The organism is Sphingobacterium multivorum, assembly GCF_900457465.1.
GTDB classification, from domain to species: Bacteria; Bacteroidota; Bacteroidia; order Sphingobacteriales; family Sphingobacteriaceae; genus Sphingobacterium; species Sphingobacterium multivorum.
Map to the genome: position 1 here is coordinate 795,306 of NZ_UAUU01000002.1, position 15,786 is coordinate 811,091.

At 40.5% G+C, this 15,786-nt stretch carries 13 protein-coding genes; 3 read left to right on the top strand and 10 right to left on the bottom strand.

From position 1 onward, the window contains the following. Positions 1-11: 11 nt before the first annotated feature. The 8 genes from DTA23_RS03515 to DTA23_RS03550 all read right to left on the bottom strand — a co-directional run bounded on the left by DTA23_RS03515 (position 12) and on the right by DTA23_RS03550 (position 10,178). Complete coding sequence (locus DTA23_RS03515) at positions 12-1,532, bottom strand: RagB/SusD family nutrient uptake outer membrane protein (protein WP_112373840.1); 1,521 nt, start codon at positions 1,530-1,532, stop codon at positions 12-14. A gap of 135 nt (positions 1,533-1,667) precedes the next feature. Next, positions 1,668-4,919, bottom strand: coding sequence for a SusC/RagA family TonB-linked outer membrane protein (locus DTA23_RS03520; RefSeq protein ID WP_112373841.1), 3,252 nt, complete (start codon positions 4,917-4,919; stop codon positions 1,668-1,670). 138 nt (positions 4,920-5,057) lie between these two features. Next, positions 5,058-5,375 carry a hypothetical protein gene (locus DTA23_RS03525; RefSeq protein WP_070563425.1) on the bottom strand — a complete coding sequence of 106 codons (318 nt, stop codon included), beginning with the start codon at positions 5,373-5,375 and terminating at the stop codon, positions 5,058-5,060. A 124-nt stretch (positions 5,376-5,499) separates the two neighbouring features. Beyond that, entirely contained in the window at positions 5,500-5,874 is a 375-nt protein-coding gene (locus DTA23_RS03530; protein ID WP_070563422.1) for a hypothetical protein, read from the bottom strand. A gap of 124 nt (positions 5,875-5,998) precedes the next feature. Beyond that, positions 5,999-6,754, bottom strand: coding sequence for a hypothetical protein (locus tag DTA23_RS03535; protein WP_112373842.1), 756 nt, complete (start codon positions 6,752-6,754; stop codon positions 5,999-6,001). Positions 6,755-6,768: 14 nt separating this feature from the next. Then, positions 6,769-7,422, bottom strand: coding sequence for a hypothetical protein (locus DTA23_RS03540; RefSeq protein ID WP_112373843.1), 654 nt, complete (start codon positions 7,420-7,422; stop codon positions 6,769-6,771). After that, the gene (locus DTA23_RS03545; RefSeq protein ID WP_112373844.1) at positions 7,406-8,095 is read right to left on the bottom strand and encodes a hypothetical protein; all 690 of its coding nucleotides are present in this window, start codon (positions 8,093-8,095) and stop codon (positions 7,406-7,408) included. Before DTA23_RS03545 ends, DTA23_RS03540 begins: the two co-directional genes overlap by 17 nt. 16 nt (positions 8,096-8,111) lie before the next feature. Continuing rightward, a complete protein-coding gene (locus DTA23_RS03550) occupies positions 8,112-10,178 on the bottom strand; it encodes a DEAD/DEAH box helicase (RefSeq protein ID WP_112373845.1) in 2,067 nt (688 codons plus the stop codon). A 65-nt stretch (positions 10,179-10,243) separates the two neighbouring features. Here DTA23_RS03550 and tnpA point away from each other — a divergent pair, with 65 nt between their 5' ends. The 3 genes from tnpA to tnpC are packed head-to-tail and all read left to right on the top strand — an operon-like array spanning position 10,244 to position 12,433. Beyond that, positions 10,244-10,528, top strand: coding sequence for an IS66 family insertion sequence element accessory protein TnpA (tnpA, locus tag DTA23_RS03555; RefSeq protein ID WP_239468721.1), 285 nt, complete (start codon positions 10,244-10,246; stop codon positions 10,526-10,528). Continuing rightward, positions 10,528-10,866 (top strand): IS66 family insertion sequence element accessory protein TnpB, encoded by a 339-nt coding sequence (gene tnpB, locus DTA23_RS03560; protein WP_112373523.1) that lies wholly within the window; start codon positions 10,528-10,530, stop codon positions 10,864-10,866. Before tnpA ends, tnpB begins: the two co-directional genes overlap by 1 nt. A 49-nt stretch (positions 10,867-10,915) precedes the next feature. After that, positions 10,916-12,433 (top strand): IS66 family transposase, encoded by a 1,518-nt coding sequence (gene tnpC, locus DTA23_RS03565; protein ID WP_112373524.1) that lies wholly within the window; start codon positions 10,916-10,918, stop codon positions 12,431-12,433. Here the strand turns inward: tnpC and DTA23_RS03570 are convergent. Together DTA23_RS03570 and DTA23_RS03575 are read right to left on the bottom strand one after the other, a co-directional pair. Continuing rightward, entirely contained in the window at positions 12,419-13,882 is a 1,464-nt protein-coding gene (locus DTA23_RS03570) for a hypothetical protein (RefSeq protein ID WP_112373846.1), read from the bottom strand. The genes tnpC and DTA23_RS03570 overlap by 15 nt on opposite strands. A gap of 10 nt (positions 13,883-13,892) precedes the next feature. Then, positions 13,893-15,620 carry a hypothetical protein gene (locus tag DTA23_RS03575; RefSeq protein ID WP_112373847.1) on the bottom strand — a complete coding sequence of 576 codons (1,728 nt, stop codon included), beginning with the start codon at positions 15,618-15,620 and terminating at the stop codon, positions 13,893-13,895. Between the last annotated feature and the right edge of the window lie 166 nt (positions 15,621-15,786).

Below are 15,786 nucleotides of genomic sequence, written 5' to 3' on the forward strand. Positions count from 1 at the left end.
TCGATAACAGATTAATAACCTGGATTTTGATACATACGTGTCGGATCCAGCTTATATTCATCAAAAGGAATTGGATAGTATCGATCTTTTGTCGAAATATTGGAGATTTTAGCATTTCCATAATCAGCCTGGCTTTTCGTTTTGAAATAAGTCACCAGTTCCTGTGCATTGTAATTACGGATGAGATCAAACCAACGTTGGTTTTCAAATGCCAGTTCCACACGGCGTTCATGCAATATAGCCTCCTTTAAAGTTGGATATTTACTGCGGTAAGCCGTATTCAACATGGAAGCAGCATAGGAAGGCAATCCGGCACGTTCACGTACTTGATCTAACAGCGCGATAGCTTCCGCATCCTTACCCAGATGATACTTGGCCTCGGCCAACAACAGCATCACATCCGCGTAACGGATCAAGATCCAGTCGTTTCCGCCCCAACCATTGGTACCGGCAGCGTCACTGTTATCCCTAAATTTGGTTACAAACCAATCGTTAACCTGGGTATTTGTTGCAAACTTCACAGAGAAATCTTTTCGGATATCGCTTTGCTCGTAATCTTTAACCAAATCTAGTTTTGCCACTTCACCCGCACCGGTCGAGTTATAGCGTGAATTGATGGTTTCTCCTCGCGCCTGGTAATTACGGGCAATACTTGAGCTATAGTTTTGGTCTCCCTGTTTATACTGAATCTGAAAAACGAGTTCTTTACAGCTATTTTTCTTGGTCACATCGAAAACATCCGCATAGGGGATTTCGTTCAGTTTACCAAAAGTTCGCATTTGGTAGGCCGCATTGAGGTACTGTTCTGCTTTCGCAAAATTCTCCGCATTACCTGATGTCTGCGTTGCACCTAACGTTAAGTATACTTGCCCCAAAATTGCATTGATGGCCGATTTAGATGCTCTGCCGATAACGTAATCTTTTTGTGTATTGGGAAGATTGCTGGACAATGCCTCCGTTAAATCCTTAATGATCTGTTCGTACACAATCGACTCTTTCTGACGAAAAGCCAATTCATTTGCTTGCTCTTTACTGGTCACCTGTACGGTAGATAGTGGAATGTCTCCGAATTTACGTACCATATGGAAATATAATAATGCACGAACGAATTTCGCTTCCGCAATATAACGTCCTTTTAATTCTGCACTTGTAAAAGTCACATCGTCGACATGTGAAAGAACTACATTACAGCGACTGATTGCCGCGTACATAGCCGACCAATGTGTCTTTAAATAGGTATTACTTGGCAGCAACGAAAAGTCATTGAATTGAAAAGGCTCCCCAGCATTGGATTGGTTATCATTACGTCCCGAATTATCCGAACGTTCTTCGTTATACAATGTACCCGATTCCCCGATCGTGCTTCCCGAACGAAGTGATTGATAGAGGCCATTGACAGCCAAAAGCACATCATTTTCCGACTTGAAGTAATCATCGATCGTGACAGCATTTGGATTTTTCTGATTTAAAAAATCTTTGGTACATGAAGACAATGCCAACAAAACAAAGGGTAATATATATCTTTTTTTCATCCTGTTATTTTTTTATTTTTCATCAGCCTACATAACCGCAAAGAGCAGTTCGTAGGACTAGTTTTACAATGCTGAAGCTATTAACACGGAGGTTTTCTTGAAATTTCCACGCACAATAGCTCCTTGATCCTGCTATTAGAACGTTACTTTTACACCAAGGTTATACGACCGCACCAGTGGATAAAGTCCATAATCCACACCTGGAGTTAAGTTGCCGCGTTGGTTATAATCCGGTTCCGGATTGTAGCCTTTGTATTTGGAAATCGTAAATGGATTGTCCACTGTAGCATAGACCCTCACGCCAGAAAGTGTTAACTTTTCTGCTAGGCTTTTGGGAAGATTGTAGCCCAAAGCAATATTTGTCATCCGCAGGAATGAACCATCCTGCAGATAAAAATCAGAAAGACGCGTACTGTTACTTTGCGTACCGCCACGCGATGCACGGTATACTTTACCATTTCCTGGATTTTGAGCTGAACGATAGCGTTGTGCAACATCTGCATATTGATTGCCGGAACCTTCCATATTATAGAGGTAATAATCATAGCCATCCAGCACTTTATTACCCTGCGAACCGTTAAATGATGCGCGTAGATCGAATGCCTTATAGCGTGCGTTGATGGCAAAGCCATAGGTGAAATTAGGATGTGGATTGCCGATCACACGTTTATCGGCATCATTGACAACACCGTTGCCGTCCACATCTTCAAAATAAAGATCTCCAGGTTGTAGTGGAGTTGTTGAAGCCGCTGAAGGAGCGACAGTTTTATAGTTTTCCTCTGTTGCAACGCCCAGAACTTTAAAGCCGTAGAACATACCAATTGGACTTCCTTCTTGTGTAATATGCGTTAAGTATGAACGTTCAGCACCATTCGTCAAGATGGTAGAAGCCCCACCAAGATCGAGCACTTTATTTCTATTGACATTGATATTCCCGCTCAATCCTAATTCAAATTCATTTTTGCGAATCAATGTTGCATCAATCTGTACATCAAAACCTTTATTCTGCACCTTCGAATTTGGCAAATTGGTCAAGATTGTTGTTGATCCAGATACAGCGGAGAGTGGCTGGTTGAATAATAAATTGAAGGAACGGCTCAGGTAGAAATTGGTCATAATGTTGAGGCGGCCTTTCAACAAACCGAGATCCAGACCGGCGTTGTATTGCGAGGTTGTTTCCCAGCTCAATTTTGGATCAAGTAGATTGCCTGCCGTATAAGAGGTTTCTACTTTATCCCCAAGAATAACACCTGCTGGTGAGTTGATCACGGATATCGCATTGTAATCACCAATATTATTATTTCCACTACGTCCCCAGCTCGCTCTCAGTTTGACAGTCGATTGTTGCCCTAACCAATCCGTATAAAACTCCTCTTTGGAGAGCGTCCACCCTCCTGACACCGACGGGAAAGTTCCCCATTTGCTATTCGGGCCGAAACGGGATGAACCATCGGTACGGATGGACGCTGAAAGGAAATATTTAGAATCAAAGCTATAGTTTACACGACTAAAGTATGACTGGAGCGTTGTAGTACGTTTGAACGTATCGTTTTTTAGTAATTGGAAATTGGAAGGGTCGGCTCCTTTATCCGTAATTTCCCCAATCGCATTATTATTAAAACCGTTGGCTCTCACACCTTGATAATCGTAATCTGTTCGTTGAGCCGAATAGCCCAATAAAGCGGATACCTGATGTTTACCACCAAAAGTCTTGTTATAGTTTAACGTTGTTTCGACCAATTTGTCCAATTCATTTTTTGTCTTGGCATCTGCATAGGCAGCAGAAATTGCCTGCGGTGAAAACGGTTTATTGTTTCCATCGGATATACTTGTTGGACGGAAATAATCATACTTCTCGTCGTAAGTAGACAATCCACCGTTTATTTTAAGATTTAGGCCATCAATAATGGAAAAATCAGCAAAGGCATTGTATAGCCCTCTCTTTCCACGACGGTTGTTTTTAATCTCTGTAACATAAGCCAGTGGGTTTTCAGGATTCTGGATACCGTAATTGTTCGCCGAAAGATCGGCCATCAGATATTTGGCATAGGTTCCATCTTCGTTATAAACTGGGAGAGTCGGCAGATAGATTAATGCCGCCATTGACGGACTTCTGTCGTAACGGCCTGTCGTTACCTCGTTATTGTCGTTATATGTAAATGAAACATTTGCGCCAACGGTCAACCTCTTGCTTACTTTGCTATCGATATTGGCACGAAAATTAAAGACTTTTTGATCCGTCCCAAGCATGATCCCTTGTTGATTCTGATAAGATCCACTGAGGAAATAGCGATTTTTTTCGTTACCGCCATAGGTAGATAGATTATGACGTTGGAAAGGTGCATTGCGGTATAGGGCATCCTGCCAATCCGTATCATATTTCGCTTTTTTCGCTGTACCAGACGCAAAGTCATAGTAGTCTTCAGGAATACTCACCGAGCCGGCATTTCCGACATTGGCGATACGTGTTTTATTATCATCAAAGCGTCTACTATCGCTCCAAGCAATCCCTTTCGTCGCCAAAAGGTCTTTATACGAATTGTTACGACCATCAATCAGGAGATCAATAAATTGTTCCGAATTTAAAACATCGATTTTCTTGGAGAGCTGACCAAAGCCACCCAATACTTCGTAGTCCACATTACTTTTACCTTCCTTACCCCGCTTGGTTGTAATCAAGACAACACCGCCAGCACCACGAGATCCATAGATCGCTGCAGAAGCGGCATCCTTTAACACATCGATAGACTCAATATCATTGGGGTTGATATTTAAATTGTTTCCTGCTGGATATCCATCAATAACGTACAATGGATCCGAACCAGCATTGATCGATCCCATTCCGCGAACACGCATTTTGGTCCCATCGTATGGAGCACCACTTGTTTGCATCACCTGTACACCTGCTACTTTACCAACCAACGCCTGGGATAATTTTGGTGCGCTCAAATTGAGTTCCTCGGCCTTAACACTGGCAATAGCTCCAGTGACATCCGACTTTCTGATCCGCTGATATCCGATAGAGATGGTCACCTCTTCCAGTGTGTTCTCATCAGTCTGTAGGGAAAATATCTGCCCATTGGATTGGGTAACAGCTTGCACAAGTCTGCTATACCCAATAAAGGAAATACTCAGGTTATCGTCCATTTCGGCTTCGATCTGAAAATTTCCTTTTTCGTCAGACTGAACAGATTTTTTACTTTTCAAATTTTGAACGGTTGCTCCGGCGACAGCATTTCCTTGGGCGTCGACGACACGGCCTTTGACCATCCCCTGTACATGCGTAAATTGGGACGTGGTTAGTGTGAACGATTTGGCTTGAACAGCGGGTGAGCTCGCTGCAATGGCACATAACAACCAAAAGACATTGTTGGCTTTAAATTTCATAAGTAGCGCATTTGATTTATGGTTACAAGATTACAAATGCTATATGAAGGCAGGGTCAATAAAACATTAACAGTTTTTAACTAAACCGGGTTAGCACGCTATAAAAACTTAACAAAAGGATAACAAAAAACCTAAGATTTATTGCTTAGGCTTCCCACTAAAAGCACTATAAATCCATAAAATCAGAAGATATAAAGTAGCCGCAAAAAGAATATTGCCGATCAATTTTAGAGGTTCAAACTCATGGTATCCGACCTGCTCATTAAGATCAAGGCTATAGCCGCTTCCCTCCCTATAGAATATCCATGGAAATCCTACCGTTAAATTGCCATCGACATCCAGCTCATTGTGATAGAAACAAACTGTCATAATAGCAAAAATACCAATAGTACCAACAAGCACTTTGAATAATGCTGGCACTATTGATGTTTTACTTTGTTCAGGTTTTGCATGCATGATTAAATATAGCAATTCATTTTGATTGCATGTTATAATCACTATAGGTACCTTGGCATTGACTAGCTAGTTCTACACATTTTGATCGTCGTATTTTACAAGGTTGATCAAACTTAACATAGATTTATGCTGTATCCTTCCCATCATCTCCTTTCATGATAAGATGGATGCGGTCCTCTAAAACTCTTTTATGCCAAGCATCCAATAGCGATCTTGTTTTTCCGACAAGGTCTCCCCCCTCATTCGTCTCCATCATTTTCACCCACTCTTCTGCAAATTCCCCATATTCAACGATACTATTTTCGGACTGTGTATATTGGATCAAATATTCCATCGCAAATACGTTAGCCCAACGGTCGGGGTGTATTGGATCACACATATACTCAGCAATGTCAATCTTGTCAATAAACGCCTGCACCACTTCTTCGGGGCTAAAACCAAACAGATCGCAGAATTGTTTAAATGCCGTTGTCAATTTAATATTTTCGAATGTTTCCATTATTTATTTAATTTAAGAAGTCATCATTTTTTTATCCTAGTTATCTCTATTTAACCGCTGTAAGATTACGCTATCTTCATCAAAAGACAAGTTGTTTCCCGAACTTCCCAAAGGTTGTTTATCACTAAAATTCGTCATCCTTAGTTTCCAGAAGATTATCTAGCCAGACGTGATAAAGTGCAATTCTTCGATCAAGATCCCGATAGAAAAAATAGCGTTTATTGAGTTCCTGCAAATCCATTATAAATCGTTTAAAAAAAGATGTATTACGATATTCCCAATCAATAAGGCCGCCGTAACCGTCATGGACACGATGAATAAATCCCAAAACTGGATTATAAGTGGCTTTATCGAGGTGCATTGCAGCTAAAAAATCAGGTGTTGATGCCTGCAGCATCATGGTATTGATATAATGCGATGGATGAACGGAATTCATAATGCAGGTCAGCAGAAAATCCTTACTCAATTTAAAGTATATGTTTTCATCTAAATAGATTCGATCTTTAAGCATTACCTTTTTAGCAAAAAGATCATAAAGCTGCGCAGTAATAATACGTCCTCTATTTCTACGTTCGCCGGTACTATAATTTCTATTGACTGCTAATTTTACCTGACGTCGCAATAATTTCATCCCCACATCCCTGTCATTATCTTTGAATTCGATCTTCAAACAATTATGGTCTTTAGGAATTTTATCGTTGATAAAACGTATAGCCCTAGTCGAAATATTATAGCTCGAATTATCTTTAAAATTCTGATCTATAAAAGAGTAATGATCTAGAAACAATTGAATAAAAGCTGGCACAGCGATACCAAAAAGCTCACATATTAACCGAAAATTTCGTGGTACCTTTAAAGGTACTCCTATTATATCTTCCATATTTTTAATATCTTTTATTTATGTGCGATATAGCGGAAGCCAAAACTCTTGGCTTTAGTTTTCCGCAGCGGTGCACTCCCTTTCTTTCCTACGAACACGCCAATTTCATGCATCAAGCTTTTTATGCAAATTTTTTCTCCCAGATACTTTTCCGCATAACGCCATAGTTCAAGCGGTGTTCTATATTTCTTAAAATAATCCATCTCGATAAGCTTACCCAAAACGATTTCCACTACCATGCAATCGCATGCGAACTGTTCAGCTTGGGCTGAATCTTCTACCCTGATTTCCTCCATTAATTGAAAAAAAGTCATAGTTTCAACGGAATTAATAAAATATTCCATTTGATAATATCGAATAGCCTTTTCTTCCCAAATCGTCAACTCAAACTGATAGCTTGTTTTATTATCAAATTTATTGATATCCACTTTCCTGCGGTTAAACACCCAATTAAGATGCACCATAACTTCAAGATTTCCGGACGGGATTTTAAGTTCTTCCATTTCCTTAACATAGGTTTGCTCTTGTCCCATTAAGAAAGCCATTTCTTCACGGGTAAAACCGCAGCTGATCCGATTTAATATCAGGAGATAAATAATACCCGCATAGTACATGGAAAATTCTGCGCGAAATCTCTCTCGGTGAATATCATTAATTAAATTTTGCATGCTCCTCCTTTCGATCAACCGGATAAAAAGAATACCTTCCTTCCACATTTCTGACGACCAACCTGTTTTGCTGAATGAGTCCATACGGCACATTTTTCAAATGCCTTGGATAAATCTGGAGATGAACCTGTCCCGTTTCCTTAACTTTCCGAAACAGTTGCCAAGGAGCTGCACCATGCCCAAAGAATTCCAGACCCAATAGCCCTTCAATCTTTTGGCGCACATGTAACATCGCATCCGATTCAAGCTGGACATCTTTTTCAGCTTTCCATTCCTCAAATTGCAATGCAATTGAAGACTTTTTTTGCGAGACAAACTGCCAAGGAATTTCGATAGAATAATGCCACCTGACCTCGTCCTCTTCAATATGAAGACGGACGAGACGTTCTTCGGTAACTTCATATCTTTCGCGATGGAATTCCATCGGTTCAATGCATGAGCTCATGTATATTCGATCCAGCAAGATCGATTCCTGGGTCAAAAAACTTCGTACCTGATACATTTTTTCAAAGTCTAAATATGCATGATCAGGTCTACCAACCAAGAACGACAGTTCTTCAGGTCTCCAGCCCTTTTCTATTCTCCGTTTTAGATAGGTGTACCATAGTTGAAAATCGTGCGAAAACATCATTCCCCCATAGGATGCTTTTTGTGGAGATACTTTTTTGATCATTATAGTGTACAATTGGTTATTCAAATAATTTAAGCAGCTCATCTTTACTGATCGATTTCATTAGATTAGCCTCATCTAAAATCAGTCCTTCGGATATTCGTTTTTTACTTTCTTGAAGGGCTAAGATGTGCTCCTCAACGGAATCCCGACAAACAATCTTATAAGCCATCACATGCTTTTCTTGCCCTATTCGATAACAACGATCTATCGCCTGTGCTTCGGCAGCAGGATTCCACCAGGGATCCAAAATATAGACATAGTCGGCAGCCGTTAGATTTAAGCCGGTTCCTCCCGCTTTAAGGCTAATGAGAAACACACGGCATTCGTCCTCGTTCTGAAATCTTTCGACCGCATTTTGCCGCTGATCTTGATTCATCTTACCATCAAGGTAGACATAAGCTATTCCCTTATTTTCGATTCGTTGAGCCACCAGCTTAAGCATGGAAGTATACGCCGAAAAGAGAAGAATCTTATGATTTGGAGCTACTTCATCCATGATCTCATCAATAAAATCCAATTTAATAGATTCATGACCGAAGCCGCCATCTTTCATCAGAATGGGGGAGTTGCAAAGCTGCCGTAGTTTTTGCAGCGCCTCGATCGCTAAAAATTTGGATTTCGTGGAATCAGCGCTATTCAGATTATTTTCAATCTCTCCCTTGAATATTTTTCTGACCTTATCGTATATTTTCCTTTGCTCTGGAAGCATATCCATATAGAGAATTGTTTCGGTCTTTTCAGGAAGGTCCAAAGCAACCTGTTTTTTTGTACGCCGAAGAATAAAAGGTTGAATCATCTTTTGGAGGCCAAGGGTAGTTTCTTGCGCTGTATTTTCATCTTTGATCCCCTTATAGGTGTTATTAAAATTGCCATAAGTTCCAAAAAAACCCGGATTGACCATACTCATTTGTGCATAGATATCCTCCACGCCATTTTCAATCGGTGTTCCTGTCATCGCTATGCGATAGCAGGATTTTAGCTCAGTGAGCGATTTAAATCTTTTTGAATTACGATTTTTCACCGCCTGCGACTCATCTAAAATCATGTAACTAAAGGACTGGGATTTAAGAAAATCAAGCTCCATCATAACTGTTCCATAGGTCGTAATCAAGATGGATTCGTTCTCTATTTCTGTGATTTCCCTCCTTTTTTGTCCATGATAAATAGCAGTCCGACGATTTGGGGAAAATTTCTTAAATTCTGACAGCCAATTGAATAGTAAGGAATTGGGTACAATAATAATTGAGGGGGCCGCCTTTGGATTATTTTGATAGAAATATTCCAAAAGCGTTATTGCCTGTAAGGTTTTCCCTAATCCCATATCATCAGCCAAGATACCGCCCCATTGAAAATCACTTAAGAATACCATCCAGCTAAATCCTGCCTGTTGGTAAGGGCGCAACTCTGCCTGGATCTCTTTCGGAACATCCAACAGGGCTATTTCATCCGTATTCAACAGTTTCTTTCGACGTTCAGCTAGGCTATTTTGAATAATACGGGGATCAATTCGATCCAGCCGTGTTTGGAAAGATAGCAATTGGGCTGAAGTGAGTTTAAGACAGTCGGTTTCAACCAGCGCATAATTAAACAGCACATCAAATAATGCTTTATCTGAGGCTTTAATATATCCGAAAGATTTATCTGCCAATTGGATGCTACTGTAGTCATTTATGATCTTTTCTTCAAACTCTCCCGGTAAATAGGTCGTTGTTCCAAATTTGAAAATCATGTAAATGGAAAATACATTATTGTCCTGACGAATATCCAATACTTCCCATTTCAGTTGGTGTGGCAGCAAATAAGCTCCCTTTGAAATATTGTTCAGAATAGTTTTGTACCCCTTGCTCTTACATTTTTTTATAAATTCATACAGTCTATTTCTGTTGCTATGCGCCTGCCATTCCAAGCGCTTAACCATTCTATTGGTGCAGCTTTTCAAATTTGGCAACTGAGCTTCAATAAAGGTATTAAACTCATGCTCGCCAACAAGATCTCTCTCCGTATACAGGCAGGTTCCATTTTCCGGTTTTAAAATCAAGTTTCCTCCATATGGAATTACATATTCTTCCTTTTCACTCAGCATAGCTTTGTATCCATTCTACCAAGTACATATTGACTTAGGTCGGCTCAGTGGTTAGCTTTGCTGTTATGAACAACCTTCAAGAAAAACGTGAGCGTATGCTGTCTATGATAGCAGACTGGCAACAGAGCGGAAAAAGCAAGAAAGCGTATTGCACGGAAAATGGGATCAAGGAAGCGACTTTTTATTATTGGTTTTCGCGCAGTAAAGAAAATGACACTACCGGAGGGAACTTTATCACAATCGACAACGCGCCCCGAAGGAACGATGTTGAGATTATCTATCCCAACGGTGTGCGTATAAAGGTCGAAAATGATCTTGCCCTTGTATCACAGCTGATCCGTCTGTACTGATGTTTGCACTGGGGTCATCGCACCGCTTTTATCTTTACGATGGGTTTTGCGATATGAGAAAGTCATTCGACGGGCTCTGTGGATTGATCAGTTCGGGGATGGGTCGTCAGGCTACCAATGGTGAGGTTTTCGTATTTCTGAACCGTAGCCGTACGCATATGAAACTGCTGCACTGGGAACAAGGAGGCTTTGTCCTTTATTATAAGCGTCTGGAGAGCGGAACATTCATGCCGCCGAAGGTAAAAAACGGAGAATTGTCCTGGAGCGACCTGGTACTGATGGTCGAAGGGATACAGGTGGTAAAAAGTATTCAAAAAAGACGTTTTTCTTTACCTTAAAAATGGACTTAAAATAGGAATAAAGGTATCTTTTGAGTATCTTTAGGGTATGGAAACAGCACTGGAAAACCTATCAAAAGAAGACCTTCTGAAAATGGTTTCCAGTATGTCCAAACAGAATGAACTCCTCCATCAGGAGCGTGAGATTCTTTCACAGGAGCGTGATTACCTGAAAGCTCAGGTGGAGATGCTTCAGCGTATGCAGTTCGGACAGAAGCGTGAGCGCTTTGAAGGCGATCCTGATCAGACGATGCTCCCTTTTAATGCAGAGCCTGCTGAAGCAGAGCAGCAACAGGAAGAAATCAAAGAAAAGATCGAGTATGTCCGTAAACGTCCCAATCATAAAGGACGCGCTAAATTACCTGCCCATCTCCCTGTAGTCGAGATCGAGATACACCCTGAAGGAGACCTTTCCAAAATGGTCTGTATCGGCAAGGAAATTACCGAGGAACTGGAGTGCGAGCCTGCAAAGTTCTATATCAAACGTTACATCCGTTATAAATATGCAGCTAGAAACGGAAATGGCGTATCCATCGCCGAACTGCCTGAACGGGTCATCGATAAAGGAATTGCAGGGCCGAGCTTACTGGCGATGATATTGGTAGGTAAATATCAGGACCACCTTCCGCTATACCGGCAAAAACAGATCTTCGCAAGGGAAAACATACAGATCCCATCCTCAACCATCGAAGGATGGACCAGACAGGCCCTGGAAAAACTGGAACCATTATATGAACAGCTGGTCTTCGATACCAAATCTCAGGGCTATCTGCAGGTTGATGAGACCCCTATAAAAGTACTGGACAGCGATAAAAAAGGAGCTGCCCATCAGGGGTACTTTTGGGTCTACCATTCGCCTTTGGATAAAACGGTACTGTTCGATTATAACCCTTCCCGTGGTGGTCATGTACCTAAATCCATGCTGGATAACTTTAAAGGATATCTGCAGACGGATGGGTATGCGGCCTACGAAAAGTTTGGCAAAAAGAAAGACATCACCCATCTGGCCTGCTGGGCACACGCACGCCGTGAGTTTGAGAAGGCCCTAAAGAATGACCCGGCAAGGGCCCAAAAGGCACTGCTGATGATACAGGAACTTTATAAAGTTGAGCGAAAAGCCAAAGAAGAAAAGTTATCACCCGATAAGATCAAGGAGCTGCGGCTGAAAGAATCGCTCCCGGTTATCAACGAGCTGGGCAAATGGATCTTTGATGAAATAAAGGACACCCTGCCCAAAAGCCAGATCGGGAAGGCTATGGCCTATGCATACGTACGTTGGGACATGCTCTCGGAATATCTGCGCGACGGGAATCTGCAGATTGACAATAACCTTATCGAGAATGCCATTCGCCCTGTTGCTCTGGGACGCAAAAACTGGCTGTTCGCCGGAAGCCATGAGGCAGCACAGCGATCAGCAATGATCTACTCTTTCTTCGCTATCTGCAAAAAGCATGAGGTGAACCCATTTCTGTGGTTAAAACATACGCTAATGAATATAGCGTCAATAAACCACAAGAATATAAAAGAGCTTTACCCACAGAACTTCAAAAAATCAACTGATATGTAGTTCATAGGCCGGATACATAGCTTTCAATTCGAAATTTAAATGATCATCGTCGTCTTTCTCCACCACAACCTTAAATTGAGGCACATGATGAGCGGTATTAGAAATAAAAACTGTATCCTTGTTTAAAGGTTCAAGGTCTATGTGAAAGGATGTTGACAATGGAATCAACATACGCGTAAAGAAGTCTTCATAGTCCCGCTTTAACACCGTTATTTTAGTAGAAATACTGTAAAAGAAACGTAATAGAAACTCCTTTTGAAGATTATCAACAAAAAGACACTCGTCTTCATTTAGATTGATAAAGAAGAAATTGGACCGACATTCGGATGTATAGTCTTTCAACTCCTCTCCTTTGTAGACAAGAATTAACGATAGAAGCAGGTGATCGCTGCCTTCTTCCAAATGAAATTTCAGACTAAGATCATCGCCCGCCAAAATCACATTCCGATACGTTGTACGATATTTGGATGGATATTTGAAGTTTTCAATTGTAGTTTTAAAATTATTTCTATCGACAAAAGCAACACGTAATCTTTGATCCGATTTTCCTTCCAAAAGTTTACGCCAAGCACTGATGATAAAATCCTTCTCCACACGATCAGCGTCATTTCGCATCTCATCTTTTTCCCTATCCCCTAATTGTCTTTGTGGACTTTTGGAAAAAGCTAAAATCTTACGACATAAATCGATTTTTAAAACATCACTATCAGCAAAATTCGCCAACTTATTACCAAATTCTCCTAAATAATTTATCTTACTGTTTATTTCAAAAGGTATTAAAAAGGGTAGTCTGTCCACCTGATGCTCTCTAGGAATAACATACATAAAATTCGGAAAAGGCGCCTCATGCTGTTCCATCCATCGGTTTTCAGATGCTGCATCTAGCAATTCCGATTCAAGCTCCTGGTGGTCGAAATAATTATATACCTGACCAAATTGATTATGATTTTCAATACAAACCTTGTCCTTGCGGTGATATAGCCTAGAAATACCCAATTGAAAGTACTTATGCTGACTTTCGGGTAGGATGGCAATATCTTTTGCATATAAATCATGTAAGAATTTATTACTGACTAAAAACTTACGATAAAGTCCAATAATTACATAATCACACAGACTATCATGGCGCTTTTTACAATCGCACTTAACCTTCAATCCGATTTCTTTGATCTCGAGATCAATTTTGAGATATTTGTTTTTATAATTTCCGTCTTTTCTTAGAGAAAATGGCCATTTAAACTTGTTGACTTTGATTATCCTAACGCTGTAACTATAAAGGTGGAAATCTTTCAGTGGTGTTTCTCCTTTATAGCGCTTAAGAAAGTAGTCTGATGAAATATAAAGATCCTCTTGGTTTTCCCAAGGAATAATAAAGCTATTCTTCTCTTTGTCAGGTATAATCGGAACGACATCTGTTACTAACTCCAGATTTTCAACACTATTTTCCATAAATCCTCCTTTATTGTTTATTGGACTTAACCTCCGATTTCAGCTCCATATACCGTATGCTCTGATCGCAGAGATCGACAAAGAAATCCGTAATTTCTTTCGCTTTTGACCTAAAATAGTCCATATCAAGCTGAGCCAATGGTGAAGGAAGCTCATAGACTCGCCCTTTCATTTGTTTTAACAGCTCTGCATTCAATATTTCCTCCACCTCATTTCTTGCTGTAAAAAATTCTTTCACCTTTTTATCACAGATACAGGTCCAATCCACCAGATCTGCAATGGTGACATTCATTGGCGCATAACCGATTCGGAGATATAGATAACTATATAGTCCAATAGAAGTCAACTGATTTAAAAATAATACAGCCAATTGGGCACTAGAAAGGCCTTCAGAAGAAAAAACAGCCAAAAGATCCTGCATGAGTTTTGAATTCCGCACCCATGAAATTGAGGTCTTAAATAAGGTACTATGCCAATCGACAGGTACAACCGAATAAGTCGGTTTATAACGCGAATGGCGGTAGAGAACAACAGATTCATTCCAGATCGTATGGGAGAAACGGCTACCCCCGTTTAGTTTTGTCTCCAGAAAATCCGTATTCAAAAAAGCTACAACTGCAGTAACTTGACCGTAAGCGACTTTTCGAAAGTGACAGTGACCTATTTTCTTCTTTATCACAACAAGGTAGATCTCTGCTTTTCCATTTTCCTGACGAGGAAAATCAAACAGCCCTTTTCCATGGGCATCGCTGACGTAATAATTGAGCAGCATCATTTGTTCGGGGTTATTTTCCTGGCGGATCTGATGCAACAACTCCTGTACATCGCTCTGATATTGCGCTGGCCAAGGGAAACTATGAAAGTCTGCACCAGCTTCAACTTGCTCTTGTTCCTTCATTTTAGCCAACTTGCTCTTTTCTAGCGCCGCTTGAGCAGCGCCCTCTGCGGCCACAAGCGCATCGTATACGGCCTGCAAGGCTTCCGTAAAGTAGCGGAACAACTTTTCTATTGCAGCCTGCAATACGAGACAACGATCATATAGTTGCGAAGCATCTACGGCTGAAATATCCAGGTCTCTATTTTGATTAACGGCATTAAAAGAATTATCCAGTAATGCAAAACGCATCTTATCTTCGTCTGCCTCTCCCATAAAGACCGATTTGAACATCGGAAAATGCGTATGCAGGCTCCGAATTCGACTGTCAAGACTATGTACATTATTTCCCTTACCTTCTACCATTACTTGAAGCAGTTTCAGATGACTTTCCAAACTTTGGTGAACCATAAATAAGGCACGCGGATAATTGGCTATTTCTGCAAATGTTTGTGCTCCCTGTAAAAACTCCGCGGATACAGCAGTCGCCTTCTCATAATACTTTTCCGAGAGATCCAATATGCCACGTATTTCCTTACCTTTAATGATGAGAGAACTACTTCGTGTACTACTAAAAATCTCATGCTGAGGCAAGATCGCATAACAATAAAATAAGCTCCCAAGCTTTATTTTATTCTTCAATTCTGGCGCAAAAATCAATTCAAATGAAATGTTCTCCTGATCCATCAAGCACAATTCCACAATAGGTTTTAGCACTTTGTGTGAAAGTCCACTCACGGGTTTAAGCGCTAAAACTAAATGATGCGATTCCTGATCGAGAAATTGATATTTAACGACATAGGCACGATCGAGATCCATACGCTGGGAAAGCCGATCAATAATTAATTGGCTATTAATTTCCATACTAAATGATTTAAGGTTAAAAAATCGGCGCAATAAAACAGACCAACAGATCAAACTGTTAAAGACCATTATTGCAAATAATCAATACTTAATTTGTAAAAAAGATAGTATAATATCCAAGGAGACTACATAGGGTCAACACGTTTTATTAGATAGACGTTCGCCC